Here is a 25,549-nt window from a genome sequence, read left to right as displayed (position 1 = left end):
CGGGTAGCGGTGGCCGAATGCGCATCCAGGACTGGTTCCTCACCGAGGAGGAACGCGACAACCGGGCGACCGGCCTCGACGCGTGGTCCAGCGGCAACGACGTACGGCCGCTGATCCACGGCGCCACGTACTTCGCGGAGCTGAAGACCTGTCTGGAAGCGCTGCGCAAGGACGACCTGCTGCTGTTCGCCGACTGGCGGGGCGATCCCGACGAGCGGCTGACCGACGACGGCCCCACGGTGAGCGCCGCCCTCGGGGCCGCGGCCGAGCGCGGCGCCGTCGTCAGGGGCCTCATCTGGCGCTCGCACCTGGACCGCCTGCGGTTCAGCGCGGCCGAGAACCGGCACCTGGGCGAGAAGATCGAGAACGCGCACGGGCAGGCGCTGCTGGACACCCGGACCAAGCCGGGCGGCTCGCACCACCAGAAGTTCGTCATCATCCGCCACGACGGCGACCCCACGGCGGACGTGGCCTTCGTCGGCGGCATCGACCTGTGCCACAGCCGCCGCGACGACGCCGAGCACCTGGGCGACCCGCAGTCCTGCCCGATGCCCGACGTGTACGGCCCCCGCCCGCCCTGGCACGACATCCAGCTCGCCATCCACGGCCCGGCGGTCGCCGAGGTGGAGAAGACCTTCTGCGAGCGCTGGGAGGACCCGGCCCCCGAGACCAGGGACCCGCTGCGCCGCCTGCGCGACCACTTCAGCAAGCTGGACGACGCTCCCCCGCTGCCCGAGCCGGGACCGCCGCCCCCGCGGGCGGGCACCCACCACGTGCAGCTCCTGCGCACCTACCCCGCCCGGCACAGCGCGTACCCGTTCGCGCCGGACGGCGAGCGCAGCATCGCGCACGCCTACCACAAGGTGCTCGGCAGGGCCCGGTCGCTGGTGTACCTGGAGGACCAGTACCTGTGGTCCACGGACGTGATCGAGCCGTTCGCCCGGGCGCTGGAGCGCGAGCCGGAGCTGCGCATGATCATCGTGGTGCCGCGCCACCCCGACCAGGACGGCTGGCTGGCCGGCCCGGCGAGCCTGATCGGCCGGGTCGAGGCGCTGGACCGGCTGATGCGGGCCGGCGGCGACCGGGTCGCGATCTACGACCTGGAGAACCACCAGGGCACCCCCGTCTACGTGCACGCCAAGGTGTGCGTGGTGGACGACGTGTGGGCCTCGGTCGGGTCGGACAACGTCAACCTGCGCTCGTGGACCTACGACTCGGAGCTGAGCTGCGCCGTCCTGGACGAGCGGGAGGACCCGAGGCCGCCGCACGGCGCCCTGCGCTTCGCCCGCGACCTGCGGCTGACGCTCATGGCCGAGCACCTGGACGAGGAGTCGGAGTCCGGCCGGGACGAGCTGTGCGACCCGGTCGCCGCCTTCGACGCGTTCGCCGAGTCGGCGGCCCGGCTGGAGGCGTGGCACTCGGGCGGCTGCCGGGGCCCGCGCCCGTCCGGCCGGTTACGCCCCCACCCGGCCCCCACGCTGTCCCGGGTGCGCAGGGCGATGGCCATGCCGCTCTACCGGTTCGCCGTCGACCCCGACGGCCGGCCGCCGGAGCTGCGGAGATCGCGGAGGTTCTGATGAAGACATTCCTGCTCGACCGGCTGGGACCGCGGATGACGGTCGCGGCGTTCGCCGTCGCGCTCATCATGATCCCGTTCTCCCTGCTGCTCGTCGTGGCCAAGATGCCGCTCAACCGGCTGGACGCCGGGGTGGCCCACGAACTGCACGAGTACGCGCTCGCCCATCCCGGCGTGACCAGGGTGCTCATCGTCTGGACCGACCTGTTCGGGCCGTGGCCGTGGCGCGTCGCGGTGGCGGCGTTCACGATCTGGCTGCTGGCGCACGGCAGGCGAAGGCTGGCCCTGTGGGCGATCACGACCGTGACCGCGGGCGGCCTGATCGGGCTCGGCCTCAAGATCCTCGTCGCACGGGTGCGCCCGCACCTGCCCGACCCCGTGGCGCTCGCGCCCGGCGACTCCTTCCCCTCCGGCCACGCGGTCAACGTGACGCTCGGGGCCGGGGTCGTCACCCTGCTCCTGCTGCCGATGCTGCCCCGCTGGGGGCGCCGGCTGGCCTGGGTGCTGGCCTGTTTCGTGGTGGTCTCGGTGGGCTTCACCAGGATCGCCCTCGGCGTGCACTGGGTGAGCGACGTCGTGGCGGGGGTCGTGCTGGGCGTTGCGGTGATCGCCGCGACCGCGGCGGCGTTCGAGACGTGGCGGCGCGACACGGGCCGACGGCCCACCGCGCCGCTGACCGAAGGTATGGAACCCGAACCGGTGAAGGTGCCCGATGAGCAAAGCTGAGCATGTCCGGTACTACGCGTTGACGCTGGTGTTACCTCTGGTGCTGATGGGCGCCGTCACGTACGGCATGGGGCTGCTCATCGTCGGCGTCCCCCAGCCCGGCGACGTGGCCGTGAGCAAGGGCTTCGCCTCCATCCGCACGTCGCTGTGGAACACGCTCACCGACTACGGCACCAGCCTGTCGGACACGCCCTACGTCGTGGCGTTCACGGCGGTGGCGGTGGTCCTGTTCCGGCTGGTCTACAAGCGCTGGCGGGAGTCGATCTTCATGATCGCGGCGGTCTGGGGCCAGTCGCTGGTCTTCCTGGCCACCACCGAGCCCGTCGGCCGCAGCCGTCCGCCGGTGCCCCACCTCGACCCCGCGCCGCCCACCTCCAGCTTCCCCTCGGGGCACGTCAGCGCCGCCGTCGCGTTCTACTGCGGGCTGGCGCTGGTGCTGACGACGCACGTGCGCAACCGGGCCCTGCAGGTGGTGATCTGGACGATCGGGATCGCCGCCCCGCTGATCGTCGCCTTCTCCCGGCTCTACCGCGGCATGCACTTCTTCTCGGACGTGACGTGGGGGCTGCTGCTCGGCGTGTTCTGCGTGGTGGTGGCCGCCCGGTCCGTCCTCTACCGCACCTGGGACAGACGGCCGGCGGCCGCGGTGGGCGACCGCCGGCGTCCCGCCCCCGTCCGGGACTAGCGGCGGTGGTGGACGGGCTCGCGGCGCGCCCGCCGGCGGCCGGTCGGCCGTCCGGCGGGCCGCCCGGCCTGCCTCCTCCGCCGTCCGAGCAGGTAGGCGGCGGCCAGGATCGCCAGCCCCCAGGGGGTACGGGCCAGCCAGCGCGCCACGAAGATCTTCATGAACTTCTTCATCCCCGCCCGCTGCCCCCATCGGGCCCCGTGATGCGAAGGCCCGGCCCCACCAGGGACCATGCCGCCGCGGCGCCTACCATACGGCCCATGACCACGCACGGATTCACGCTCACCGCGAAGGGCCCGTTCGACTTCGGCGCCGCGCTGCGCTTCGTCGAGGACTGGCCGGCCACCAGCGCGCTCCCCTCCGACGGCCGGACGCTGCGCTTCGCCTACTGCGCCGAGTCCGACTGGCTGCCGATCGGGGTGAGCGTCACCGCCGCCCCCGGCGGCGTCGCCGTCACCACCACCCGGGCACCCGGCCCCGCGATCCGCGGCGAGATCGCGCGCATCCTCTCCCTCGACGTGGACGCCACCGGCTTCGCCGAACTCGGCGCGGCCGACCCGGTGCTCGGCGACGTGCAGCGGGACCGCCCGGGGCTGCGGCCGGTGTGCTTCTGGAGCCCGTGGGAGGCGGCCTGCTGGGCGGTGATCGTGCAGCGCTCGTCGATGCTCGTCGCCGCGCGCGTCAAGCAGCGCATCGCCGACCGCTACGGCGCCGCCGTCACCGTCGACGGGCAGGCGTACCAGGCGTTCCCGCCGCCCGTGAGCCTGGTGGACGCGGGCGGTCTCGGCCTGCCCGCGCAGAAGGAGGAGTGGCTGCGCGGCCTGGCCCGGGCGGCGCTCGACGGCGTGCTCACCACCGAGCACCTGCGCTCGCTCACCCCTGAAGACGCCCTGGCCGAACTGCGCGCGCTGCCCGGCGTGGGGCCGTTCTCGGCCGGGCTGATCCTGATCCGCGGAGCCGGCGCGCCCGACGCGTTCCCCGGCGACGAACCCCGGCTGTTCGGCATCCTGCGCGAGGCGTACGGGCTGCCCGAGGACGCCCCCGCGGGCGCCTACCGCAGGCTCGCCGAGGCGTGGCGGCCCTACCGGTCGTGGGCGTCGTTCCTGTTCCGCGCCGCCGGCTACCGGACCGCGAGCGACTGAACCCGCGCGCATGGCCCGCGAGCCCGATGATCCTTAGAGTGGTCGCCATGACCGACGACGCCGACATCCGGGCCGGCGACCACGACCGCGACCAGGTGGCCGACAGGCTGCGGCAGGCGGTCGCCGAAGGCCGCATCAGCCTCGACGAGTTACGCGAACGCATCGACCGCGCCTACGCCGCCAGGACGGTCGGCGAGCTCGGCGCCCTCGTCGCCGACCTGCCGGCCCTCTCCCCGGCTCCCGCCTCCTCCGACGTGCTGCGGATGCACACCGAGCACTGGCGGGTGAGCCGGGCCGGGCGGTGGGTGGTGCCGCCGCGCATCGACGTCCGGCTGGGCGTCTGGGGCACCGCGACGCTCGACTTCCTCGCCGCCGAGTGCCCCCATCCCGAGGTGCTGGTGCAGGTGACGATCACCTCATGGTTCGGCGACCTGCACCTGAAGGTGCCGCACGGCTGGCGGGTGCGCGCCGACGAGGTGGTCTCCCCCGGGCTCGGCCGGGTCCACAACAAACCGGTCGAACCGCCCGCCGCCGACGCGGTGGTCCTCCGCCTCTCCGGCCACAGCCGAGGCGACATCTGGATCCGCTACCGATCCTCCATGGCCTGACGTCTTCTCATACAGGCACCTGACCACTTCGCTCTCGATCATCTGATCATCTCGCGTTGATCACCTCACGGTCCGCCCCCGTCCGAACAGGCTCTCCCGCCGTCCGGGCCGGGGGCATGGTCGTCACAGGGCCGTCAAAGCGGCGAGTTCGCGCCATTCGGGGAGGGGCACGTCGCCGGGGCGGTCGGTGAGGACCTGGAGGCACACGTGGTCGGCGCCCGCGTCGAGGTGGGCCCGTACGCGCTTCTCGATCGCCGCCGCGTCGCCGTGGGCCACGATCGCGTCCACCAGCCTGTCGCTGCCGTGCTCGATCTCGTCCTCGCCGAAGCCGAGCCTGCGCAGGCTGGCGGCCTGGTGGGGCGCCCCCGTCCGGTAGAAGGAGACGTGCTCCGCGGCCACCTCGCGGGCCCTGGCCGGGTCGTGGTGCAGCACGACGGCCTGCTCGACGGCCAGCAACGCCCCGGGGCCCATCGCCTCCCTGGCCCGCGCGGTGTGCTCGACGGGCACGAAGTACGTGTGGGCGCCGAGCGTACGCCGGGCCGCCAGGCCCAGCATCTTCGGGCCGAGCGCGGCCAGCATGCGGCGCGGCGCGTGCGCCGGGGCCGCCGATTCCAGCGGGACGGCGTCCATGGCGTCGAGGTAGCCGCCCATCGTGGTCACCGCCCGGCCCAGGCTGGGGATCTTGTAGCCGTCCATCTGGATCGGCTCGTCGCTGATGCGGTGGCCGCCGAGGCCGAGGACGTACCGGCCGGGGTGGGCCTCGTTGAGCGCCCGTTCGGCGGCGGCCATGGAGATCGGGTCGCGCAGGGCGATGTTGGCGATGCCGGCGGCCACCGTGATCCGCCTGGTCGCCGAGAGCAGCAGCCACGACTGGCTCACCGAGTCGCGGCCGAACCCCTCGCCGAACCACAGGGCGCCGTACCCCAGCTCCTCGATCTCGGCCGCGGCCTCCTGCGCCTCTCCGGCGGGGCGGGCGTCGAGGGCGAACGTCCACAGGCCCACCTTGCCCAGGCGGGGTCCGTCGTCGGTCATGGGTCACCGTCCCGTCTATGCGGAGTACTTCTCCGGTTACGTCCGGGACTATAATCGGAGGCGTTCTCCGATTTCAACCCGCGGGAGTGTCCAGTGCCGGCACGGGCCATGCGCGCCGACGCGCGCCGCAACTACGAGCAACTGGTGGCGGCGGCCATCGCCGTGGTCGCCGAGGAGGGGCCGGACGCCTCGCTCAACGAGATCGCCAGACGCGCCGGCGTCGGGGCGGGCACGCTCTACCGGCACTTCCCCACCCGCGAGGCGCTGCTCGCGGCCGTGTTCGAGGGGCGGCTGACCCGGTTGTGCGCGCGGGCGGAGGAGGCGGGCCGGGCGCTGCCGCCCGGCGAGGCGCTGGTGGCCTGGCTGCGGTCGCTGGTCGCGCACGCCATGACCGACCGGGGGCTCGGTGCCCGGATGATGCTCACCCAGGACGGCGCGGGCGTCGACTGCTGGGCGATGTTGCGCGCCGCCGCCACCCGGCTGCTGCTGCCCGCCCGGGAGGCGGGGGCCGTGCGCGCGGACGTCGAGGTCGCCGACCTGGTCGAGCTGGCGGCGGGCATCGCCCAGGCCACCTCCGACCCGGCCCGCGCCGACCGCCTCCTCACCCTCACCCTGGACGGCCTCCACCCCCGCCCCTGACCCCGTACGACCCCTCAGCGGGCCGCCGTCGCGAACGCGGACATCCCGGCGGCCCAGGCGGCCTCGATGTCGGCGCCGGGCGGGAAGCGGCCGTCGAGTTCGAGCATGACCAGGCCGTGGGCCAGCCCCCAGACCGCGCGGGCGGCGGCCTCGCCCCGCACGATCCGGACCAGCGGCAGCGCCGCCCGCTCCTCCACCCCGGCGGGCAGCAGGTCGCGCGGCAGCGGCCCCGCGCTCATCAGCCGGTACAGATGCGGATGGGCCAGCGCGTACGCCCGGTAGGCCCGCCCGAGCACCGCCAGCCCGCCACGGCCGTCCCGCTCGGCGCCTTCCAGGGCGGCGGCCAGTTCGGCGAGGGCGACGGCGATGAGTCCGGCCTCCACCGCCGACTTGTCGGGAAAGTGCTTGTAGAGCGAGGGCGCGCGGATCCCCAGCCGGGCGGCCAGCGCGCGCATGGTCAGCGCGTCCGACCCGCCCGCCTCGACCAGCTCCCGCGCCGCCGCGACGATCTGCCCCGCCCGCGGCGACAGCTCAGCCACGCGCGCTCCGCGGGCCGTGGCCGAGGAGACGGGCGACGGCGACGTACGTCATCCAGGCCAGCCCCGCCGTGAAGACCGGCACCCAGCCCAGCGGCGAGACCGAGTAGCCGACCAGCACGGCCAGCGGGATCCACGGACGGTGGGCGAGGTCGTGCGCCACCGCCGGCCCGCCGAACCTGGTCGCGTACGGCGCCAGCACGAACAACGCCGAGCTGACCGGCGTGGCGCCTCCGTGCTTGACCACCTCGAAGACGAGGAACGCCAGGCAGAAGGCGGCGAGCGCCGCCCACCCGGAACGGCCGGCCACCCGCCTGACGGTCACCGCGGTCATGACGCCCTCCTTAGGAGCTAACGCTGTTAGCCGGAACTCTAGGCTAACGACGTTAGCCTGTCCAGGACCAAATAGGGTGGAACCATGATCGATCGGGAGGTGGCCGTGCTCATCGGCCTGCAGGCCTCCGGCAAGTCCACCTTCTACCGGCGCTGCCTGGCCACCACGCACGCGCACGTGAGCAAGGACGACTTCCCCAACGCGCGCCGCCGTCAGCACCGCCAGCTCCGGCTGATCCGCGAGGCGCTGGAGGAGGACCGGAACGTGGCCGTGGACAACACCAACGCCTCGCCCGAGGAGTGGCAGCCGCTCATCGTGGCCGGCCGCGAGCACGGCGCGCGGGTGGTGGCCTACTGGTTCCCGCCCAACGTCAAGGGCTCGCTCCAGCGCAACGCCGAGCGGACGGGCCGGGCCCGGGTCCCCGAGGTGGGCGTCTTCGCCACGCTCAGACGGCTGCGCCGGCCGCGCGCCTCCGACGGCTTCGACGCGGTGTACGCGGTGGAGTTCGACGGCCGCGGCGGCTTCCTCGTCCGCAGGCAGGACGGCTGAACCGGCGCCCGGTCAGGGGCGGCGGGTGGCGAAGCGGTAGGCGATCTTGGCGGGGGTCAGCCAGCGGACGTGGGCGCCGTTCCGCGCCCGGCTGACCACCCGTTCGGCCAGCCACGGCGCCACCGTCTCCACCGGGTCGGCGAGGATGGCGAAGATGCGGGCCGACCGTTCCCGCTCGGCCGCCGAGTAGCCGTGCGTCAGCAGGTCGGTCATCACCATGCCGGGGCTGAGCAGGCCCGCCGTCACCCCGTCGGGGGCCTCCTTGGCCAGCGCCCTGGTCAGGTACGTCACGGCCCGCTTGGTGGCGCCGTAGACGGCGAGTCCGGGCACCGTCCGGCCGTCGCCGCCCAGCCCCTCCATGTTCCAGACGTGGCCGCCGCCGTCCTGCGCCGCCATGCCGGCCACCGCCACCGCGCAGCCGTTGACCGTGCCCAGCAGGTTGACCTCGGTCACCGCGCGGGCCTCGTCGGCGGGCAGCCGCCACAGCGGGAGGCGGTCGTGGGAGATCCCGGCGTTGTTGACCCAGATGTCCACCCGGCCGTGCCGCCGTACGGCCTCGTCCCAGAGGTCCTGGAGGCGGGCGCGGTCGGCGACGTCGGCCACCACGGCCGGCACGCCGAGCTCGGCCCCCGCCGCGGCCACGCGGTCCGGGTCGGCGCCGCACACGGTGACCCGGTGGCCGAGGGCGGTCAGCGAGCGGGCGAGGCCGAAGCCGAGGCCGCGGGTGCCGCCGGTGATCACGATCGAACGGGACGCGCTCACGCCTCGTGCTCCTTCCTGGCCGCCACGGTCGCCTCGATCGCGTCCGCGAGAAACCGGCCGACGACCTCGCGCTCGGCCGGGGTGAACGCGTCGATCGCCGCGGTCAGCCGCCGGACGAGCGGCGCGAAGAAGGCGCCCGCCAGCTCGACGGCCTGCTCGTTCATGACGACCTCGACCTTGCGGCGGTCGCCCTCGTCGCGCCGCCGCACGACGTGCCCGGCCTGCTCCAGCCGGCCGAGGAGGGCGGTGGTGGCGGGGGCCGAGAGGTTCAGCGCGGCCCCCAGCCCGCCGGGCGAGAGCGGCCGGCCGGCGAGGTGGGCGTCGAGGATGACCACCAGGGCGTTCATGTCGGTCCTGTGCAGCCGGTGCCCGACCGCGAAGCCCTCCACGAACCGGTCGCTCTCCACGTTGAGCCGGCGGATGAGGACCATCAGGTCGTAGGCCGTCATGTCACCCCTTATATTTCTATCGTGGAAGTATTCCATCGTAGAAAGAAAACGTTAGCCGCGATCCGCCCTGAGACGGTACTCGTCGCGGGGGTGGTCGCGAGCGCCGTCCTGACCGGCCTGATCTGGTTCCTGGGCCGGTGGCTGGACGACGTCGTGCTGCTGCCCGACCAGGGCGCGTCCTGGTACTACTGGAAGCTGCCCGAGCCCACCGTGTGGACCAGGCTGTCGGCCTGGGCCGGTTACGCCGCCCACCAGCTCGTGTTCTGGTGGCTCATCCACCACGCCCAGACCCGGGTCCGCCGCTACTCCGCCGGTCTCCACCCGGTCAACGCGGTCGCGCTGGCGGTGAACGCCGGGTTCGTCGCCCTGCACACCGTGCAGACCCACCTGTTCTATGACGGCCTGGCCCAGGACGTGTCGATCTACAGCTCCCAGGGCTCGGTCGTCCTCCTGCTGGTCGTCGTCCTGATCATGGAGAACCGGCGGCGCGGCCTGTTCCTCGGCCGGCCCGCGCCCATCAGGCGGGAGATCGTCGACTTCGCCCGCCGGTACCACGGCTACCTGTTCAGCTGGGCGGCGGTCTACACCTTCTGGTACCACCCGGCCGAGTCCACGCCCGGCCACCTGATCGGCTTCTTCTACATGTTCCTGCTGCTGCTCCAGGGCAGCCTCTTCCTCACCAGGGCGCACACCAACCGCTACTGGACGGTGACGCTGGAGCTGGCCGTCGTGGTCCACGGCACCCTGGTGGCCGTCATGACCTCGGGCCCGGACGGATTGTGGCCGATGTTCCTGTTCGGCTTCCTCGGCGTCTTCGTGATCACCCAGATGCACGGCCTGGGCCTGTCCCGCGCCGCCCGCTGGGCGCTGACCGGCTGCTACGGGGCGGCCCTGATCGCCGTGTACGCCCTGCGCGGCGACCTCGCCGGCACGAACGAGGCGATCAGGATCCCGGCCATCGAATACCTGCTGGTCGGCGTGCTGGCCCTGCTCGCCTGGGGAGCCGGCCGCCTGTGGGCGCTCAGAGCGGGAGCGGGACCCGGTCGAGGAACCAGTACAGGCTGACCGCCACGATGGACAGCGACACCGCGGCCACCGTCCAGCGGGCCGCGGCCGTCCGCCGCAGCAGCACCAGCAGCGGGAAGAGCACGGCGATGATCGCGAGCTGGGTCACCTCGATCCCGACGTTGAAGCTCAGCAGCGACAGCAGCAGCTCCCACGACCCGCTCTCGCGGATGTCGAGCGCGCCCGCGAAGCCCAGCCCGTGCATCAGGCCGAAGGCGAAGACGACGGGCAGCCGCCAGGCGCCCGGCCGGTCGCGGCCCAGCAGGTTCGCGACCGCGACGACGACGATCGAGGCGGCGATCACCGGCTCGACCACCGCCGCCGGCACGGCCACCACGCCCATCGCGGCCAGCAGGAACGTGATGCTGTGGGCGACCGTGAAGGCGGAGGCGGTGACCACGACGTCACGCGCGCCGCGGGCGCCGATGATCAGGGTGAGCAGGAAGAAGACGTGGTCCAGCCCGAGGGCGAGGTGCTCGACGCCGAGCAGGAAGAACTCCCCGATCTGCCCGGCCGCCGCCCGTTCGGCCAGGCGCAGGGTCGGGCTCGCGGCGGTCAGGACGGCCGAGCCCCGCTCGCCGGCCAGGTCGTAGCGCAGGAGCGTCTGGGTGCTGTGGACGAACGTCTCGGCGTCGGGGAACAGGGCGCTGGAGATCGTGTGCTCGCCCCCGTCCACCGCCGGGCAGGCGTAGGCGAGGGTCAGCGTCGCGAAGGCGGCCTTGCCGCGCGGGTGCACGTCCGCCCCGCCCACCTGCCGGGGGACGCACGGCCGGTCGGCGCGGGCGACGGCGAAGCGCCGGGTGACGTAGCCGAACACGGCGTCGCGGTTGACCGCGAGCTGCCGGAGCTGCTCGGCGCGCTCCTCGGCCTCGTACGCCTCGGCGTAGAGCCAGGCGGACTTCATCAGCAGGTCGTACTCCAGGTCCAGCACGACCCTGACGTCGGTGGCCGTGCCGGTCACCTCGGCGTGGGCCTTCGTGGTCGCGTCGTGCGCCGCCGCGGGGGCGGGATGCAGCAGGTCGGCCAGCGCCGCGCACAGGATGACGGCCAGGACGACGGCGTACGGCCAGCGCCTGCGAGGCATGTCTCGTGTCTCCAGGATCAGGGGGAAGGGCGCCGCCCCGGGCGCGGGCCCGGGGCGGCGAGGGGGGCGGATCAGCGGGTGAACCAGCGGTACATGGGCGAGTCGTTGTCCCACTTGCCGGGACGTCCGTGCTCGTCCTTGGTGACGAAGACGCTCGGCTCGGACGCGGTGACGCCGCCGCCCGCGGAACGGGCCGTGACGAACCAGGCGTAGGCCGTGTCGTCCTTGAGGTGCTGCCAGGTCACCGAGGCGACCTGGCCCGAGGCCGCGGTGCTCCTGCCGATGATCTTCGTCGGCTTGTAGAGCGCCAGGGAGTCGGTCCTGAAGCTCGTCGTCCGGGTGGTGAGGTCGACGGGCAGGACCATGTTGTCCTCGCGCCCGTCGTAGCGGCGCAGCGGGTCGAACTCGCCGGCGCCGAAGTCGCCGAGCAGCGGCGAGTAGGTGTCCACGCTCAGCTCGGCCCGCTTGACGTCGAACTGCAGCAGCCGGAAGTAGCTGGCCCCGAACTGGAGCTGGTCCTCCGGCTTGTAGCCGCCGACCTCGGTGAGCCCGAGCCGGTCGGCCGAGACCGTGTAGAACTGGTAGTCGGCCAGCAGCTCGACCACGCCGTTGCCGACCTGGCCGACCCTCGGCTTCACGTTGGTGCCCACGCCGTGCTCGTGACCGGCCAGGATGAGGAAGACGTTCGGGTTCTTCTCCACCACCGTCTTGTAGAGCATCGAGCCGTCGGGGGCGGAGAAGGCGGCGCCGCGGCCGTCGGGGCTGGTGCTCGGCACGAGGTAGTCGTGCGAGAGCAGGATGCCGTTGCGGTCGGGGAACTTCTTGAAGACCGAGTCGGCCCACTCGGCCTCCTCCCTGGTCACGCCGTACGACAGGCCGACGACCACGAAGTCCAGGCCGCCCGCGGAGAACAGGTCGTAGTGGTTCTGGTTGTCGCCCTCCTTCCACGGGCCGCCGTACTTGGCGTGCCGCCAGCCCTGGGAGGCGTCCTGGTAGCGGGACGGGCCGTAGTACCTGTTGTAGATCGCGCCGGGGCCGTCCTCGGTGCCCGACTGGTTGTCGTGGTTGCCGGCGATGACGCCGTTCGGGATGTTCGCCTGGTCGAGCACGCGCTGCTGCTTCGACGACACCTCGAACTCGCCGACGACCTCGCGCTGGGTGGCCTCGTCGGCGGGCTTGCGGATGTTGTTCTCGATGATGTCGCCGGTGTGGGCGACGTAGGAGATCTTGCGCTGGTCCTTGTTGGCGGTGATCCAGTTGACGATGCCGGCGTAGGCCGACTCCCACACCGCGCGCTCCTGCGGGGTCTCCTGCTCCACCGCGCCCTCGGAGATGTACTGGGTGTCGGTGAAGTGCACGATCGAGAAGTCGTAGGTGGCGGGGTCGGCGAAGCCGTTCGGGTCGCCGGGGTCGATGTCGTCGGCGAACGGGTCCTCGCCGGTCACCATGACGTGCACCCGCTGCCGGTCCACGTACTCGGGGCCGACGACGGCGGTCAGGACGGTCCTGCCGTCGGCCCCGCCGCGGGCGCTGGTCAGCAGGTCCCACGCCTTGGCCTCGGTGTTCCAGGCCCGCAGCGAGGCCAGGCGCTCGGGGTCGACGACGCCCTCCCAGCGCAGCACGGGCGCGTCCACGTGGCCCTGCACCTTGACGTCGAAGCGCTGGTAGACGAGGTCGCGGCCGGTGGGGGCGTCGAGCGTGCGGCCGTCGCCGGGCTCCAGCCCGTCGGCCGTGATCCGCTGCTCGCCCGGCACCTTGAGCGTCGTGGGCAGCGTCGTGGCCGTGCCCTGGTACGCCTCGTCCGGGGTGAGGATCCTGGCCTCGGAGAAGGTGGCCGTCACCGGGCCGCCGCCGGGCTCGCCGACCTTGGCCGACAGCGTGACGGGGCCGGTCACGTCGGCCGTCCCGGAGGCCGGGGTGAGCTCGGCGGGGGCGTCCGGGATGCCGGCCGACTCGAAGACGATCTCCCGGGCCGCGGTGTTGCCGAGCCCGTCGGCGCCGGTGACCGACAGCGTGTGCCGGCCCGCCTTCAGCCCGGGGCCGATCCGGGCGCCCAGCTCCACGGCCTGGCCGTCGAGCTTGACGTCCGGCCCGGACACGACGCCGGAGGCGTCTTCGAGCTTGACGTCCAGGACGACCGTCGCGGTGATCTTCTCGTCCGCGGCGGGGACGCTGCGCGCGACCTTCGGCGCGGAGTTGTCGGTGATCAGGACGCGTTCGGCGGTCTGGCCGGAGGTGGACCTGGCCGCCAGGGTGTGCCGGCCGTCCTTGATCGCGGTGGTGTCGAGGTCGGCGCGCAGGCCGCGAGCCGGGGCGTCCACCAGGAACTCCAGGTCGATCTCGGTCAGCGGGTTCGCCGTGTCGCCGCAGTTGCCGTCGCCCATGGCGTACGACGGCTTGATCATCTGGCCGGCCGCGGTACCCTGCGCCGGGGTGAGGACGATGTTGGAGATCGCGAAGTCGTCCCGGTTGGCGCCGCAGGACGTCGGGTACGTGCCGGCCACGAAGTCGATCGTGTTCCAGCCGGGCACGAGGTACTCGTTCGGGATCGGCAGGTCCACCCGGCGGCTCACGAAGTCGCCGTCGAGCACCACCTTCTGGCCGTTGACCAGCACGAAGTTCTGGTAGCGGGCCTCGATCGAGTTGCTGCCCACCGTGAAGCCGAGCGTCGCCTGGCCCGCGCCGAGCGTCTCGGTGACGTGCACGGCCGGGGCGTCGATCGTGTAGCGCAGCTCGGCCTCGCGCGGCAGGGCCTGGTCGCTGCCGCAGTCGCCGTCGCCCAGCGCGTACGAGGGCTTGACGTCCTTCCCGGTCACCGTGGCGCCGTCGAGGGTCAGGGCGAGGTTCGCGATCGTGAAGTCGTCGCGGTTGACGCCGCAGGCGTCCTTGTAGTCGCCGGTGACGACCTTGACCGTGTTCTCGCCCGGCGTCAGGAACCTGGCCGGGACCGCGACGGTCACCCGCCGGCTCGCCCAGGTGCCGCCCAGGTCGATGCGCTTGCCGTTGACCAGCAGGAAGTCGTCGTACTTGTCGTCGATCGAGTCCGCGCCGACGTCGAAGGCGAGCATGGCGGCGCCGTTGCCGAGCGTGGCCCTGGTGACCGGCTTGCCGCCGTCCACGGTCAGCGACTCGACGCCGCCCGCGCCGGCCGCCGGGACGGTCGCGTTCACCGTCCTGACGCCGGCCACGAGGGTGCCGTCGGTGGGCATCAGCCGCGGCGCGCCGGCCGGGGCGTTGTTCACCGTCACGGTGTTGCGGACGGTCGCGCCCGCCGCGGTGGCGGCGCTGAGGACGTGCTCGCCGTTGGCCAGCCCGGTGGTGTCCAGCTCGGCGGCGAGGCCGGTCGTGCCCCGCGGGTCGGACTGGGTGAAGAACTTGAGGGTGGCGCGCTTGAGCAGCGTGGTGTTGCTGCCGCAGTTGCCGTCGCCGAAGTTGAGCGTGTACGGGTTGTCCTCGCCGTCGGCCACCTCCCCGAGCAGTTCGAGGCCCACGTCCGAGAGCACGAAGTCGTCGTGGTTCTGGCCGCAGGACGACTGGATCGTGCCGACCACGATCTCGACCGTGTTCTCGCCCTTGACCAGGTGCTCGTTCGGGATCTCGATGGTGGCCCGCTGATTGGCGAAGTTGCCGATCTCGGCCTTGTATCCGCCGTTGACCTGCACGTAGCTGTGGTACTGCGCCTCGGTGGAGTTCGAGCCGACGTCGAAGGCCAGCTTGGAGACGCCCACCGTCGCGGTGGCGGTGACGGGGGCGCCGTCGAGGTCGAGCTTCGTGACGCTGTCGCCGGCCGTGACCGGGACGGCGGCGACCTTCGCGGTGCCCTCCAGGTAGGAGCCGGTGGCGGGGGTGAGCGCGGGCGGGGCGGGGGTGCTCGTCGGGGTGGGGGTCGGCCGGCCGCGGCCCTGCTCCCCCGGGTCGGCGTACGCCGCCGTGACGAGGCCGCCCACCAGCACCGCCGCGAGCGCGGTGGTGACGACGAGCCGTCCCCCGCTCCTCGAACCGCCTGATAACTGTCGTGCTGCCATCGGCTGCATCGGGTCCTTCCATGACGTTCACGGGCAGCCGATGAGGCGGCGTGCCCTTCGAGCGGACACGTTGGAGCGCACGGGTGAACGTTGTGCATGGAGAGACTGAAGGGGCGGGGAACTGTCTCCTCATTCTGGTCATCTGTCCACAGACAGGAACAACCCCGACAAGAGAGACGGCGTGACCCGCGGCCCGCGGGCCGGGTGTCACGCCGTCGTGCCGCTCAGGCTCAGCTCTGGTGCCCCGGGAGGTTCTTGCCTTCCTGGGACTTGTTGCCGGAGGACTTCTTGTCGGTGCCGGTGCGGCTCTGGGTCGAGGAGCTCCGGCTCTTGTCCTTGTCCTTGTCGCCCGTCTTCGTCTTGCGGGCCTTGCTCTGCGGCATGACGGTTCCTTCCTTCGGTACGCGGAGTCAGCGGGTCGCTTGGCTCCGTAACTGCGCGTGCCCGTGGCCCGGACGGTCATACGGCAGGCCGGTCAAGGTTTCCTCAATAGCCCGAAATATCCATACATGTGACGCCGATCGCCCGGCGTCGTCGTCAGATCTCGATCACGGCCTTCCCCGGCACGCCGCCGCGCTTGTCGCGGAACGCCCGCCCGGTCTCGGCCAGCGGGTACACCGCGCCGACGTGGGCGCGCAGCAGCCCGGCCCCGGCCCGCGCGGCCAGCTCGGCGAGCTGGGCGCGGTCGGGCTCGACGATGAAGAACACCGCCCGCCCGCCCTCGGGCACGACCGGCGGCGGCGCGGTGATCGAGACCAGCGCTCCCCCCGGCTTGACCTTGGCCGCCGAGCGGGCGAGCAGGTCGCCGCCGATCGTGTCGAAGATCAGGTCCACCGGCTCGACCGCCTCCTCGAACGGCTGCCGCTCCAGGTCGACGAACTCGTGCGCCCCCAGCTCCACCGCCAGGCCCGCGACGCGCCCCCGTCCGGTGGCGATGACGTGCGCGCCGGCCCGGCGGGCGAGCTGGACGGCCAGCGTGCCCGTGCCGCCGCCCGCGCCGTGGACGACGACCGTCCGGCCCGCCTCCAGGCCGCCGTGCGTGAACAGGCCCTGCCAGGCGGTCAGCCCGGCGAGGGGCAGCGCGGCCGCCTCGGTGAAGGTGACGTTCGGGGGGATCGGGGCCAAATCACGCGCCTCGACCGCGACGTACTCCGCCGCGCCGCCGTCGCGGTGCCAGTCGGTCAGGCCGAAGACGCGGTCGCCCACGGACAGGCCGGTGGTGCCGTAGGCGACCTCGGACACCACGCCGGCCACCTCGTGGGCGGGCACGGACGGCGCGCGGTCCCGCCCTGCCCGGTCGGTCCAGGTGCCCGGCCAGTCCAGCTCGTCAGGGACGAAACCGGCCGCGTGCACGCGCACCACCACGTCGCCGGTGGCCGGGCGCGGCACGGGCACGTCCTCCAGGACCAGGTCGCCGCCGGGCCGGTGCACGCGTATCGCTCTCATGGTCATCGCCTCTCCGTTCATCGTCATTGTCGGCGACAGGACGGGACGGCGGCCCGAAGTGTGACAGCGACGCGCCGGTCAGGGCCAGGCCCACCGGATCCCGACCAGGCCCGGCTGGAGGGCGGCGGCCATCAGGTGGACGGCGTGCTGGGCGTTCAGCGTCAGCTCGGAGGCGGTCAGCTCGCCGCCGCCGGGTCCGCGGCGGGCGAAGCGGTGGATGCGCACCGGCAGCTCGACCGGGTCGAAGGCGACGCGCAGCACGTACTGGCCGGCCGGGAAGCGGAAGCCGCGCTCGTAGAAGCAGGACTCGGCGCCGCTGAGGTCGGCGATCTCGTACCGCAGGACGTGGGTGTCGCCGACCCGCAGCGACCGGTCGAACAGCAGCTCGGCGACCACCGTGGCGGTCTCGCCGTCCCTGGTGACGCGGCCGACGCGGCAGTCCTCCAGGGCGGCGACGGTGACCCGGTCCACGTCGCAGCCGGCGTCGCCGCGGTAGATCATGATGTAGCGGTCGGCGCCCTCCTCGTGGGCCTGCACCACCTGCGTGGTCTCGCGGGTGGTGAGGCTGCGGTCGGGGCCGATGCGCAGCGACTCGTACATCACGGCGATGTGCAGGCGGCGGTCGTCGGCCACCGCGTCCAGCTCGTCCAGCATGGCGGAGACCACCTGGGCGGGCCGGAACAGGGTCGAGTACGCCACCCCGGGCGCGCGGCCGCGCGGCTTCGGCGGCCCGAGCAGCCCGATCAGCGAGCGCGGCGGCAGGTCGAGGATCTCCTCCAGGGCCCCCACGGCCCGCAACGACTCCTCGCGCTCCGGCCGGCGCAGGCCCTGCTGCCAGTAGCTCAGCGTGCTCACCCCGACGTGGAGGCCGCGCTGGGCCAGCCGGTGGCGCAGCCGTTCGAGGGTCAGCCCCCGCGCTCCGACCGCGGCCCGCAGGGCGACGTGAAAGGGGCCGGCGCGCAGCGCGGCCTGGAGCTCATCCGCCACGTTGTGAATGTTCACAGATTTCCACAGATTCGTCATCACTTCACGAACGTCATGAAATGTCACCTTCCACAGTGATATGTCAGGGAAATCCGCTCCCTCTTGTCCGGCCATCTCCGCAGGTCGAACATCCTTCGCAGCACCCCCCAGCAGAAGGAGCGCCTATGTTCCGCCTGGCCGTGGCCCTCGCCCTAGCGGCGGCCACCTGGATCGCGAGCAGCCCCCCGGCCGAGGCCGCGTCCTGGTACAAGCTGAACTTCACCCAGCAGTCGCAGCAGTACTCCAACTGGTGCTGGGCCGCGACGGGCAACTCCGTCGCCGCCTACTACGGGTACTCCTACAGCCAGAACCAGTTCTGCAACCTGGCCTTCAACCGCGGCGTCAACACCAGCTGCCCGAACAACCAGGCCACCCTCGGCAACGACCAGACCGCCTTCCGCCAGATCGGCATCAACCCCGGCGTGTACGTCTACGACTACCTGACCTACGCCGCCATCGTCCGGGAGATCGACGCCGACCGCCCGATCATGGCCCGCATCCAGTGGACCAGCGGCGGCGGCCACATGGAGGTCATCTACGGCTACGACCAGAGCTCGTCGTACGTGTACTGGAGCAACCCGTGGCCGTCCAGCACCCGCTACAACTGGTCCACCTACAACTACTACGTCTCCAACTCCTCGTTCTTCTGGACCCACTCGCTCGACTACATCGGCGCGTGAAGGAGGCCATCGACATGAAGCTCTTCGCAGCGGTCGCGGCCCTGACCGCGCTGTTCCTGTGGGTCCCGAGCCCGGCGCTGGCCGACCCCGGCGCGCCCAGCCAGGCCGACGTGGAGGCCGCCAGGGCCGCCGCCGCGGGCGCCGGCGACACGGTCGGCCGCTTCTTCGCCGGCCAGGGCAGGCAGACCAGCCTGGCGCCGGTGGCCGCGCGGGTGGACGGCCCCACGGTCGCCGTCAACGACCTCAACCCGGACTTCGTGGCCGGACGGTCGGCGGAGATCGCCCGCTTCGCCTTCCTCGCCACCGGGGCCACCGCGCCGGACGGGCAGACCGCCTCCGTCTGGACCACCCGCGACCGCCGGGGGTCGTGGGTGGTCAGCAACATCGCCAGCGGCGGCGACGAACAGCGGTACGCGGGCCAGACCGGCACCGTGTTCCGCGAGCCGCAGCTCAACGCCTGGTACGCCCTGCGCGACGGCACGGTCGTGCCGCTCAACGACGAGGCCGCGCAGTCGGTGGGCCGGGCGGGCGTCCCCGTGGCCGACTACCGGCGGCTGGTGCGACAGCGCTACGCCGCCAAGCTCCCCGGCAGCTCCTACGCCAGGGACGGCTACGCGGGCGGCTACGGCGTCCCCGGCCCGGGGAGCACCCCCTTGCCCTGGGTCGTGGGCGCCGTGGTCCTGCTCGGCGCGGTGATCACCATTCGCCTGCTGCGCGGGCGCCGCACCTGACGAGATCCGGTTGCACGGCCCGCGCCTCCGGCGGCCATCTCGGCGGAGGCGCGGGCCGCCTTTTTCTGAGTAGCCGCTACTCATGCCCTCCCCCGCCGCCCGCCCGCACCATGGCGGCACAGCTCATCCACGAGGGGGGACGACCATGGCAGACATCCACAGCGCGGCGGCCGCCGGGCCGCCGTCCCCGCCGGCCGCGCCGGTGCTGGACAACTCGGCGCGGGAGGTGCTGAAGGGCACGCTCGTTCCGCTGCGGGTGCCCGGTGCGCACGACGACGCCCCCGGCGGCGCGGGCGGCGGCGCGGGCGGCGGCATCGTCAAGCTGGGGGCGGTCCGGCAGCTCGCGCTGGCCCCCGGCGACACCGACGCGGTCCGTGACCGCCTCCGGGCCGCGGACGACGCCGAAGGCGTCTCCGGCGAGGCGTTCGACCTGCTCAGGCGCTTCGAGGAGCAGCCCGTCGCGGCGCTGCGCCCCGACCCCGCCGCGCTGGCGCGGGTGCCGGCCGCCGAGCTGGCGCTGTTCGCCGGGACGCTCGTCGAACTGCGCGCCGAGCGCCTGCGCGAGGCGGAGGGCGCGGGCGCCCGGGTGGCGGCCGGCCGGGCCGCGCAGGCGCTCAACACCGCCGCGGTGGCCCTGCGCGGCCTGGCGGTCAACACCGCCGCGCCGCCCATCGGCATGCTCAACCTGGAACGCATCGAGATGGTGCCGGTCGGGATCCAGCGCGGCGAGCTCGTCTCGACCATCCCGCTCGCGCCCGGCGAGGAGACCGCGGTCACGCACAAGGAGTGGTCGGTCACCTCGAAGGAGTTCACCACCATCGTCACCGACTCGCTGGAGGAGGTCAGCGAGACGGGCGTGACCGACAACACCGACCTGTCGCAGTCGACGGCGTCGCAGAGCCAGCACTCGAACCAGTTCAACATCACCGGCACGGTCCAGGGCGGCATCCCGATCATCTCCGGTTCCAGCACCACCGGGTTCACCGCGCAGGGCTCGGAGTCGGCCTCGGCCGCCGAGAGCATCAAGCACGCCCGCGCCACCACGCAGAAGGCGTCCTCGCGCTCCCGCCGCGAGCACAAGGTGACCATCTCCACCACCACCGTGACGGGGTCGGAGGAGACCTCGACCCGGGTGCTGAAGAACGCCGGCAACGACCCCGTCCGGATCGACTACTTCAGCCTGATGCGCAAGTGGCGGGTCAGGCTCTACCGGTACGGGCTGCGCCTGACGTACGACATCGCGGTCCCCGAGCCGGGGGCGTCGATGCGGCGGGCGTACGCGGAGCTGGAACTGCTGCGCTCGCAGCAGGGCCCCTTCGAGTTCCCGGTCAAGCACGCCGACATCACCACGGAGCCGGTCGACCAGGACGGCCACCCGTCACCGACCGGCGTCCCGAAGTACCAGTGGCTGGCCGACCGGCACGGCGTGACCGTCCGGCCGCACCCCGAGGAGCCGACGCCGCTGACCGTCAGCTCGCACGTCAACACCGACGGGAACTGGTGGTTCCTGGACCTGGAGTTCGACGTGCCCGGCGGCACGCACATCCGGGAGCTCGTGCTGGACGCCCAGGTCGGCAAGGACGACTCCGACGACAAGATGAACTTCGACGTCATCGGCGCCCGTTCGGAGCCGACGTGGCGCAACCTGTCGGACGCGCTCGTCATCCGCGACCACCGGATCATGTCCTTCGACGGCGCCACGCCCTACATGCGCGGCTTCACCGGCCGCCACAAGATCACGTTCTTCTTCCACCACTCCGAGCGGGTGTTCGTCGGGCTCGGCGTGCGGCTCGACCTCACCGACGAGGCCGTCGAGCAGTGGCGCACCGACGTCTGGAACGCGCTCTACAACGCCGCCCAGACCAGGTACTTCGCCGAGCAGGAGGACATCGCCGCGCGCATCGCGGCCATCGAGGGCAAGCTGGCGAACGTCGACACCCTGACGCTGCGGCGCGAGGAGAGCGACGAGATCATGAAGTGCGTCCTGCGGTTCGTCCTCGGCAGCGACTTCGACTTCATGCCCGCCGACGTCCTGGCCGCCTTCCTGGCCGCGCACGTCGACCTCCAGCACGGCATCGGCTTCGACGGGCCGGGCCTCGGGCTCAGCGCCGAGCAGTGGACGCTGCTGCGGCGGCACGAGGACCTGGTGCGGTTCATCAACCAGGCGATCGAGTGGGAGAACGTGGTGACGTTCCTCTACTCCTACTTCTGGGACGTCCCGCCGAGCTGGCCGTTCATCCGGCAGTTGCGGCACCCCGACCCGACCAGGCAGGCGTTCCTGCGGGCCGGCAGCGCGCGGATCGTGCTGACCGTGCGCAAGGGCTGGGAGGAGGAGTGGATGCGCTTCGCCGAGGGGGGCGCGGTCGGCGCGCCGGTCCCGGCGCCGTACCTGACGATCGCGCAGGAGATCGCGGCCTACGACGACCGCAACTATCCCGGCATCCCGCCCGCCAACCCCGAACGGGCGGCCGCCCGGCTCCAGGACGCCGCCTTCACCACGTCCTCGTCGGACCTGGCGCCGAGCCCGAACCCGGTGAACATCAAGGTCGGCAACAGCTCGGCGTTCGTCGTCGGGCTGCCGGTCGTGCTGGACGCCGAGGACGACCGCCGCGTCCAGGAGGCCCAGCTCGTCGTCGCCATCCCGGACGCCACCCACCTCACGGTCGAGCGCCTGAGCTTCGCCCACCGCGGCACGCAGGCTCCCGTGCCGATCCTGCAACCGGGTGAGAAGGGGGCGCTCATCGCCGAGTGGCACGAGTACACGCCGTCGTCCGGCACCGACATCGCGCTCACGTCCAACCTCGCGACGATCTCGTAGGGCGGCGGACGGCCCGATGACGTACTTCTGCTTCCAGGCGAGCCAGGACGACCGGGTCTCCCGGATCTCCCTCACCGTCGGCGAGGAGACCCGGCCGCTGATGTGGAAGGGCGAGAAGCCCGGCGACAGCGTGCACTCCGTGCTCTTCCACCACACCTCCGGGCTGGTGTTCCTGGAGGAGACCCGGGCCTCCTACGGCCCGCAGGGCTCCTACCGGGTGTTCGCCCTGACCGGCCGGACGCCCGGATCGGGCCGGTTCGAGGCCGTCGAAGTGCCCCGGACCGGCGCCCTGCGCACGCTCGGCCGGTTCGACCTCGACGTCCGCGACGCCGCCGACGACCAGGCCGACCTGGTCTACACCGGCAGGTTCCTGTACTGGCGCAGGTCCATGCCCGCCTCCCTCCAGAGCTCCGGCACGCTGCTGTACGCGGCCACGTCCGGCCTGGTGGGACACCAGATCGGCAGCATGCAGAACAGCAAGGACCACGGCCCGCTGCCGGAGGGCCTGTACACGTTCTTCACCCACGTCGACCCCCGGCAGAGCTCCGTCGAGGCGGCGAATCAGCGGGGCGACAAGGCCGTCTCCAACCCCGGGGAGGGCATCCAGTTCCTGCCCGTGGGCGGCAACGGCCCGGTCTTCCCCGACTGGGGCACCTTCCGCGTCCGGCTCACCCCGATCCAGGGGAACATGTACGGACGTGGCGGCTTCTACCTGCACAACTCGCACAAGGGGTACAGCCACGGCTGCGTCGAGGTCGGGGTGAACGCCGACGGCCTCGACTTCTTCTCCGGCCTGCTGGCCTACGCCGGCAGCCAGCCGCGCAAGCCCAAGCTCGTGCTGCGCGTCCGGTACTCCTACCCCGAGCAGGGCACCCTGGGCAGAACCCTGCGCTGACCCGCCGGCCCGCGCCGCCGGGTCACCAGCGGCAACGGGCGCGGGCGGCGGAGACCGTCACCTCGTGGGTGTCGTCGGCTGTGACGGGCTGGTTGCCGACCAGGACGGTGAGCCGGCCCGGGGCGGGCACCCGCCAGGTGCCGAGCGGGGCCCAGCGTCCCCGGAAGGCGCGCTGGTCCACGGTCACCGGCGGGCCGAGGTGCGGCGGGTCGGTTCTGTCGCCGTCCAGGTAGTAGAAGGCCAGGCCGGTCGAGCGGGGGTCGTCGGGGATGTGCACGTCGATCGTGCAGCGGGCGCCGCCGCGGGTGTCGAAGTACCAGTTGACCACCTGGTTGAAGTGGGCCGGCACGCCCCCGACGCGCAGCGCCAGCGCCGCGCCCGCGCAGCCGTCGCCCTTCCACCCGCCGGTGACGGGACGCCAGGCGGGGTCGGCGTAGAACCACTCGGCCGTGCACCGGGGGCCGTGCACGGCCTGCCACCGGACGGGGCCCGCGGGGGTGGGGTCGGGTGGGGGCTGGGTGACCACCGCGGTTCCGGGATCGTCCGCCATGGTCGCCTGAACGGCGGCCGGGCCGCCCTTCGTGGGGGTGGTCGTGGGGCCGGTGGTGGGTGTGGTGAGCCGGGGGAACAGGACGGCGGCCGTCGCCCCCAGAGCCAGCAGGACGGCTCCAACCGCCAACGCCCGGCCGGACCAGAACGCCCGCCCGGGCCGCGCCGCCCCGGTGGGACCGTCCCCGGCCAGGTCGTCCTTGGCTGGTTTGCCCGTGCCGGGACTGCCCGTGCCGGGATTACCCCTGACCGATTTGTCCTCAGCAGGGTCGCCCTCTGCGGGGTTGTCCTCGCCGAGGCCGCCCTTACCGAGGCCGCCCTTGACCGGTTTGCCCTTGACGGGGTCGGTCTCTGCGGGGTTGCTCTCGCCGGGGCCGCCCTTGGCGGGGTCGCCCTCGGTGAGGTTGTCCTCGGTGGGGCCGGTCTCGGCGACGAGTGCCTGGTACTCCGCGTCCGAGGCCCACGACAACGGGCCCGCGGCGCTCCCGGCGAGCGCCGCCGCCCGGTCGGACGTGATCCGCTCCGCCGCATCGCGCGCGGCGCACGAGCGGATCAGCTCGGCGAGCGCGGGCTCGACGCCGTCCACGTCGATGTCGGCGTTCAGGCTGCTGTAGAGCACCGCCATCGGCTCGCCGCGCCCGAACGGCGGACGGCCGGTGGCGGCGTAGGCGATCGTGCCGGCCAGCGCGAAGACGTCCGCCGCCGCCGTGACGGGCTCCTGACGTACGGCCTCGGGAGCGATGTAGCCGGGGGTGCCGACGATCTCCCCCGACGTCGTGATCGTGCTCTGGCCGGGGGCCCGCGCGATGCCGAAGTCGATCAGCCGCGGGCCCTGCGGCGACAGGATGACGTTGTGCGGCTTGAGGTCGCGGTGCTGCACGCCGTGCCGGTGCACGTCGGCCAGGGCGGCGGCCAGCCCGGCGAGCAGCCGACGGCACAGCCCCGTCGGCAGCGGCCCCCGTTCCGCCACCGCCCGCAACAGCGTCGGCCCCCGCACGTACGCCGTCGCCAGCCAGTACGGCGGCGCCGTCACCCGGGCGTCCACCAGCGGCGCCACGTAAGGGCTGCGCAGGCCGCGCAGGGTGGCCGCCTCGCGGCGGAAGCGTTCCATGGCCTCGGGGTCGGCCGGGTCGTGCTTGATGACCTTGACGGCCACCAGCCCCAGGCGGCGGCTCCTGGCCAGGTACACCACGCCCATGCCGCCCGCGCCGAGACGCCCGAGCAGCCGGTGGCCGCCGATCTCGGGTGGATCCGTCGCCTGTAACGCCTGCACGCTCATCCCAGTCGATCATTACAGACCATCCGGCCCCCAGGCAGCCCCCAGCCACACCCGGATCGAGCCGGACCAGGCGAGCGACCCGTAGGTCTCGTCCCGACCGAGCCGGATCGAGGAAGCAACCCGGTGTCATGGTCGGCCGGATCGGGCGGGCGGCAGTCTGGGTCAGGCCGTGCCGTCCGGCGCGGGGAGCAGGCCGCGATCGGCGAAGACCTTCTTGGCGGCGAACGTCGCGTTGAGCGCGCGAGGCATGCCGCAGTAGACGGCCGAGTGCAACAGGGCCTCCGTGATCTCATCGGGCGTCAGGCCGACGTTCAGGGCGGCGTTGACGTGCACGTCGAGCTGGGGTTCGCAGCCGCCGAGCGCGGTGAGCGCGCCCAGGGTCACCAACTGGCGGTCGCGGGGGGCAAGGCCGGGACGGTCGTACATCTCACCGAAGGCCCAGGCGACCACCTGGTGGGCCAGCTCGGGCGAGACGTCGGCAAGGGCGTCCACGACCCGCTGCCCGGCCTCGCCGTCGATCTTCCGCAGCACCTCCAGGCCGTGCTCGTAGCGCTGTTCACGGTCGAATCCTTCAGCAATGTTCGTCATGTCCGAAACCGTAGAACTTCGAGCGCGCTCAAACGCAAACCGCCCCACGCGGCAACGGCCGAGGGATCACCGCGGCCGACACGACGACGGGGGCAGCGAGGGGGCGCAGCACAAGGGACGCGGCCCGCTAGGGCGCAGCGCGGAGACGCGACATAGGAGCGCGCGCACGGGGGCGCAGCGCGAGATACCCAGCACGGGAGCGCTACCCGTTGGCGCAGCCCGGTGGGGCGCAGGGTTGCGTCCCGTCGGGTGGTGTAGATCCGGCCTTGTACGGCGCGTCGCCTTCAACGACAGGGGGCCATCGCGTGAGTCTCTGTGTGAAACCGCC

General features: G+C 72.8%; 25 protein-coding genes. 12 read left to right on the top strand and 13 right to left on the bottom strand.

Going from position 1 to position 25,549, the window contains the following annotated elements; translation table 11 throughout:
- Nucleotides 1-17: 17 nt before the first annotated feature.
- From ACIBST_RS43180 to ACIBST_RS43170, 3 genes are read left to right on the top strand one after another with little or no spacing between them, the layout of a single operon-like run.
- On the top strand, nt 18-1,577 hold the full coding sequence (locus ACIBST_RS43180) for a phospholipase D family protein (RefSeq protein WP_397179297.1): 1,560 nt from the start codon (nt 18-20) through the stop codon (nt 1,575-1,577).
- A complete protein-coding gene (locus tag ACIBST_RS43175; protein ID WP_397179296.1) occupies nt 1,577-2,302 on the top strand; it encodes a phosphatase PAP2 family protein in 726 nt (241 codons plus the stop codon). Before ACIBST_RS43180 ends, ACIBST_RS43175 begins: the two co-directional genes overlap by 1 nt.
- The gene (locus tag ACIBST_RS43170; RefSeq protein WP_397179295.1) at nt 2,289-2,987 is read left to right on the top strand and encodes a phosphatase PAP2 family protein; all 699 of its coding nucleotides are present in this window, start codon (nt 2,289-2,291) and stop codon (nt 2,985-2,987) included. Before ACIBST_RS43175 ends, ACIBST_RS43170 begins: the two co-directional genes overlap by 14 nt.
- Here ACIBST_RS43170 and ACIBST_RS43165 read toward each other — a convergent pair.
- Nucleotides 2,984-3,148 (bottom strand): DUF6203 family protein, encoded by a 165-nt coding sequence (locus ACIBST_RS43165; RefSeq protein ID WP_397179294.1) that lies wholly within the window; start codon nt 3,146-3,148, stop codon nt 2,984-2,986. The two genes, ACIBST_RS43170 and ACIBST_RS43165, sit on opposite strands and share 4 nt — an antisense overlap.
- A gap of 99 nt (nt 3,149-3,247) precedes the next feature.
- Here ACIBST_RS43165 and ACIBST_RS43160 point away from each other — a divergent pair, with 99 nt between their 5' ends.
- A complete protein-coding gene (locus tag ACIBST_RS43160; RefSeq protein WP_397179293.1) occupies nt 3,248-4,129 on the top strand; it encodes a DNA-3-methyladenine glycosylase family protein in 882 nt (293 codons plus the stop codon).
- 47 nt (nt 4,130-4,176) lie between these two features.
- Nucleotides 4,177-4,737 (top strand): DUF1707 domain-containing protein, encoded by a 561-nt coding sequence (locus ACIBST_RS43155; RefSeq protein WP_397179292.1) that lies wholly within the window; start codon nt 4,177-4,179, stop codon nt 4,735-4,737.
- A 123-nt stretch (nt 4,738-4,860) separates the two neighbouring features.
- Here ACIBST_RS43155 and ACIBST_RS43150 read toward each other — a convergent pair whose 3' ends face one another.
- A complete protein-coding gene (locus ACIBST_RS43150) occupies nt 4,861-5,769 on the bottom strand; it encodes a TIGR03620 family F420-dependent LLM class oxidoreductase (RefSeq protein WP_397179291.1) in 909 nt (302 codons plus the stop codon).
- Nucleotides 5,770-5,862: 93 nt separating this feature from the next.
- On the opposite strand from ACIBST_RS43150, the gene ACIBST_RS43145 reads away from it, so the two are divergent.
- The gene (locus tag ACIBST_RS43145) at nt 5,863-6,408 is read left to right on the top strand and encodes a TetR/AcrR family transcriptional regulator (protein ID WP_397179290.1); all 546 of its coding nucleotides are present in this window, start codon (nt 5,863-5,865) and stop codon (nt 6,406-6,408) included.
- A gap of 14 nt (nt 6,409-6,422) precedes the next feature.
- Here the strand turns inward: ACIBST_RS43145 and ACIBST_RS43140 are convergent, their stop codons facing one another.
- Together ACIBST_RS43140 and ACIBST_RS43135 are read right to left on the bottom strand one after the other, a co-directional pair.
- Nucleotides 6,423-6,947 (bottom strand): TetR/AcrR family transcriptional regulator, encoded by a 525-nt coding sequence (locus ACIBST_RS43140; protein ID WP_397179289.1) that lies wholly within the window; start codon nt 6,945-6,947, stop codon nt 6,423-6,425.
- Nucleotides 6,940-7,278 carry a hypothetical protein gene (locus tag ACIBST_RS43135; RefSeq protein WP_397179288.1) on the bottom strand — a complete coding sequence of 113 codons (339 nt, stop codon included), beginning with the start codon at nt 7,276-7,278 and terminating at the stop codon, nt 6,940-6,942. The genes ACIBST_RS43140 and ACIBST_RS43135 overlap by 8 nt, the downstream gene beginning before the upstream one ends.
- A gap of 84 nt (nt 7,279-7,362) precedes the next feature.
- On the opposite strand from ACIBST_RS43135, the gene ACIBST_RS43130 reads away from it, so the two are divergent.
- Nucleotides 7,363-7,827, top strand: a complete 465-nt coding sequence (locus tag ACIBST_RS43130; protein WP_364336419.1) for an AAA family ATPase — start codon at nt 7,363-7,365, stop codon at nt 7,825-7,827.
- 12 nt (nt 7,828-7,839) lie between these two features.
- Here ACIBST_RS43130 and ACIBST_RS43125 read toward each other — a convergent pair whose 3' ends face one another.
- Nucleotides 7,840-8,589 carry an SDR family oxidoreductase gene (locus ACIBST_RS43125; RefSeq protein ID WP_397179287.1) on the bottom strand — a complete coding sequence of 250 codons (750 nt, stop codon included), beginning with the start codon at nt 8,587-8,589 and terminating at the stop codon, nt 7,840-7,842.
- On the bottom strand, nt 8,586-9,038 hold the full coding sequence (locus tag ACIBST_RS43120; RefSeq protein ID WP_397179286.1) for a MarR family winged helix-turn-helix transcriptional regulator: 453 nt from the start codon (nt 9,036-9,038) through the stop codon (nt 8,586-8,588). Before ACIBST_RS43120 ends, ACIBST_RS43125 begins: the two co-directional genes overlap by 4 nt.
- 90 nt (nt 9,039-9,128) lie before the next feature.
- Here ACIBST_RS43120 and ACIBST_RS43115 point away from each other — a divergent pair, with 90 nt between their 5' ends.
- Entirely contained in the window at nt 9,129-10,103 is a 975-nt protein-coding gene (locus ACIBST_RS43115; protein ID WP_397179285.1) for a hypothetical protein, read from the top strand.
- Here the strand turns inward: ACIBST_RS43115 and ACIBST_RS43110 are convergent.
- The 5 genes from ACIBST_RS43110 to ACIBST_RS43090 all read right to left on the bottom strand — a co-directional run bounded on the left by ACIBST_RS43110 (nt 10,060) and on the right by ACIBST_RS43090 (nt 17,645).
- Nucleotides 10,060-11,187: a HupE/UreJ family protein gene (locus tag ACIBST_RS43110; protein WP_397179284.1), complete on the bottom strand. Its 1,128-nt coding sequence runs from the start codon at nt 11,185-11,187 to the stop codon at nt 10,060-10,062. The genes ACIBST_RS43115 and ACIBST_RS43110 overlap by 44 nt on opposite strands.
- A 71-nt stretch (nt 11,188-11,258) precedes the next feature.
- On the bottom strand, nt 11,259-15,212 hold the full coding sequence (locus ACIBST_RS43105) for a metallophosphoesterase (RefSeq protein WP_397179283.1): 3,954 nt from the start codon (nt 15,210-15,212) through the stop codon (nt 11,259-11,261).
- A 230-nt stretch (nt 15,213-15,442) separates the two neighbouring features.
- Nucleotides 15,443-15,595: a hypothetical protein gene (locus ACIBST_RS43100; RefSeq protein WP_397179282.1), complete on the bottom strand. Its 153-nt coding sequence runs from the start codon at nt 15,593-15,595 to the stop codon at nt 15,443-15,445.
- Between the two features lie 154 nt (nt 15,596-15,749).
- On the bottom strand, nt 15,750-16,658 hold the full coding sequence (locus ACIBST_RS43095; protein ID WP_397179281.1) for an NADP-dependent oxidoreductase: 909 nt from the start codon (nt 16,656-16,658) through the stop codon (nt 15,750-15,752).
- 78 nt (nt 16,659-16,736) lie between these two features.
- Nucleotides 16,737-17,645 (bottom strand): hypothetical protein, encoded by a 909-nt coding sequence (locus ACIBST_RS43090; RefSeq protein WP_397179280.1) that lies wholly within the window; start codon nt 17,643-17,645, stop codon nt 16,737-16,739.
- Nucleotides 17,646-17,806: 161 nt separating this feature from the next.
- Here ACIBST_RS43090 and ACIBST_RS43085 point away from each other — a divergent pair, with 161 nt between their 5' ends.
- From ACIBST_RS43085 to ACIBST_RS43070, 4 genes are all read left to right on the top strand, one after another.
- On the top strand, nt 17,807-18,361 hold the full coding sequence (locus ACIBST_RS43085; RefSeq protein ID WP_397179279.1) for a papain-like cysteine protease family protein: 555 nt from the start codon (nt 17,807-17,809) through the stop codon (nt 18,359-18,361).
- A 14-nt stretch (nt 18,362-18,375) separates the two neighbouring features.
- Nucleotides 18,376-19,092 carry a hypothetical protein gene (locus tag ACIBST_RS43080; protein ID WP_397179278.1) on the top strand — a complete coding sequence of 239 codons (717 nt, stop codon included), beginning with the start codon at nt 18,376-18,378 and terminating at the stop codon, nt 19,090-19,092.
- A gap of 145 nt (nt 19,093-19,237) precedes the next feature.
- The gene (locus ACIBST_RS43075) at nt 19,238-21,910 is read left to right on the top strand and encodes a hypothetical protein (RefSeq protein ID WP_397179277.1); all 2,673 of its coding nucleotides are present in this window, start codon (nt 19,238-19,240) and stop codon (nt 21,908-21,910) included.
- Between the two features lie 16 nt (nt 21,911-21,926).
- Nucleotides 21,927-22,805, top strand: a complete 879-nt coding sequence (locus tag ACIBST_RS43070) for a hypothetical protein (RefSeq protein WP_397179276.1) — start codon at nt 21,927-21,929, stop codon at nt 22,803-22,805.
- 22 nt (nt 22,806-22,827) lie between these two features.
- Here ACIBST_RS43070 and ACIBST_RS43065 read toward each other — a convergent pair whose 3' ends face one another.
- Nucleotides 22,828-24,633: a serine/threonine-protein kinase gene (locus ACIBST_RS43065; RefSeq protein WP_397179275.1), complete on the bottom strand. Its 1,806-nt coding sequence runs from the start codon at nt 24,631-24,633 to the stop codon at nt 22,828-22,830.
- Nucleotides 24,634-24,795: 162 nt separating this feature from the next.
- Nucleotides 24,796-25,221, bottom strand: a complete 426-nt coding sequence (locus tag ACIBST_RS43060; protein ID WP_397179274.1) for a carboxymuconolactone decarboxylase family protein — start codon at nt 25,219-25,221, stop codon at nt 24,796-24,798.
- Nucleotides 25,222-25,549 lie beyond the last annotated feature (328 nt).

The sequence above is a fragment of the Nonomuraea sp. NPDC049684 genome (assembly GCF_044465345.1).
Lineage (GTDB): Bacteria > Actinomycetota > Actinomycetes > Streptosporangiales > Streptosporangiaceae > Nonomuraea.
Note: the sequence above shows the minus strand (reverse complement) of the source record. Positions and strands in the feature narration are given on the sequence as shown.

What these genes read in the sequence shown, in the direction of transcription:
- ACIBST_RS43180 (WP_397179297.1), top strand. Translation starts at nt 18, where the DNA reads ATGCGCATCCAGGACTGGTTCCTCACCGAGGAGGAACGCGACAACCGG.
- ACIBST_RS43175 (WP_397179296.1), top strand. Translation starts at nt 1,577, where the DNA reads ATGAAGACATTCCTGCTCGACCGGCTGGGACCGCGGATGACGGTCGCG.
- ACIBST_RS43170 (WP_397179295.1), top strand. Translation starts at nt 2,289, where the DNA reads ATGAGCAAAGCTGAGCATGTCCGGTACTACGCGTTGACGCTGGTGTTA.
- ACIBST_RS43165 (WP_397179294.1), bottom strand. Translation starts at nt 3,148, where the DNA reads ATGAAGATCTTCGTGGCGCGCTGGCTGGCCCGTACCCCCTGGGGGCTG.
- ACIBST_RS43160 (WP_397179293.1), top strand. Translation starts at nt 3,248, where the DNA reads ATGACCACGCACGGATTCACGCTCACCGCGAAGGGCCCGTTCGACTTC.
- ACIBST_RS43155 (WP_397179292.1), top strand. Translation starts at nt 4,177, where the DNA reads ATGACCGACGACGCCGACATCCGGGCCGGCGACCACGACCGCGACCAG.
- ACIBST_RS43150 (WP_397179291.1), bottom strand. Translation starts at nt 5,769, where the DNA reads ATGACCGACGACGGACCCCGCCTGGGCAAGGTGGGCCTGTGGACGTTC.
- ACIBST_RS43135 (WP_397179288.1), bottom strand. Translation starts at nt 7,278, where the DNA reads ATGACCGCGGTGACCGTCAGGCGGGTGGCCGGCCGTTCCGGGTGGGCG.
- ACIBST_RS43130 (WP_364336419.1), top strand. Translation starts at nt 7,363, where the DNA reads ATGATCGATCGGGAGGTGGCCGTGCTCATCGGCCTGCAGGCCTCCGGC.
- ACIBST_RS43120 (WP_397179286.1), bottom strand. Translation starts at nt 9,038, where the DNA reads ATGACGGCCTACGACCTGATGGTCCTCATCCGCCGGCTCAACGTGGAG.
- ACIBST_RS43110 (WP_397179284.1), bottom strand. Translation starts at nt 11,187, where the DNA reads ATGCCTCGCAGGCGCTGGCCGTACGCCGTCGTCCTGGCCGTCATCCTG.
- ACIBST_RS43105 (WP_397179283.1), bottom strand. Translation starts at nt 15,212, where the DNA reads ATGGCAGCACGACAGTTATCAGGCGGTTCGAGGAGCGGGGGACGGCTC.
- ACIBST_RS43100 (WP_397179282.1), bottom strand. Translation starts at nt 15,595, where the DNA reads ATGCCGCAGAGCAAGGCCCGCAAGACGAAGACGGGCGACAAGGACAAG.
- ACIBST_RS43095 (WP_397179281.1), bottom strand. Translation starts at nt 16,658, where the DNA reads ATGAGAGCGATACGCGTGCACCGGCCCGGCGGCGACCTGGTCCTGGAG.
- ACIBST_RS43085 (WP_397179279.1), top strand. Translation starts at nt 17,807, where the DNA reads ATGTTCCGCCTGGCCGTGGCCCTCGCCCTAGCGGCGGCCACCTGGATC.
- ACIBST_RS43080 (WP_397179278.1), top strand. Translation starts at nt 18,376, where the DNA reads ATGAAGCTCTTCGCAGCGGTCGCGGCCCTGACCGCGCTGTTCCTGTGG.
- ACIBST_RS43075 (WP_397179277.1), top strand. Translation starts at nt 19,238, where the DNA reads ATGGCAGACATCCACAGCGCGGCGGCCGCCGGGCCGCCGTCCCCGCCG.
- ACIBST_RS43070 (WP_397179276.1), top strand. Translation starts at nt 21,927, where the DNA reads ATGACGTACTTCTGCTTCCAGGCGAGCCAGGACGACCGGGTCTCCCGG.
- ACIBST_RS43065 (WP_397179275.1), bottom strand. Translation starts at nt 24,633, where the DNA reads ATGAGCGTGCAGGCGTTACAGGCGACGGATCCACCCGAGATCGGCGGC.
- ACIBST_RS43060 (WP_397179274.1), bottom strand. Translation starts at nt 25,221, where the DNA reads ATGACGAACATTGCTGAAGGATTCGACCGTGAACAGCGCTACGAGCAC.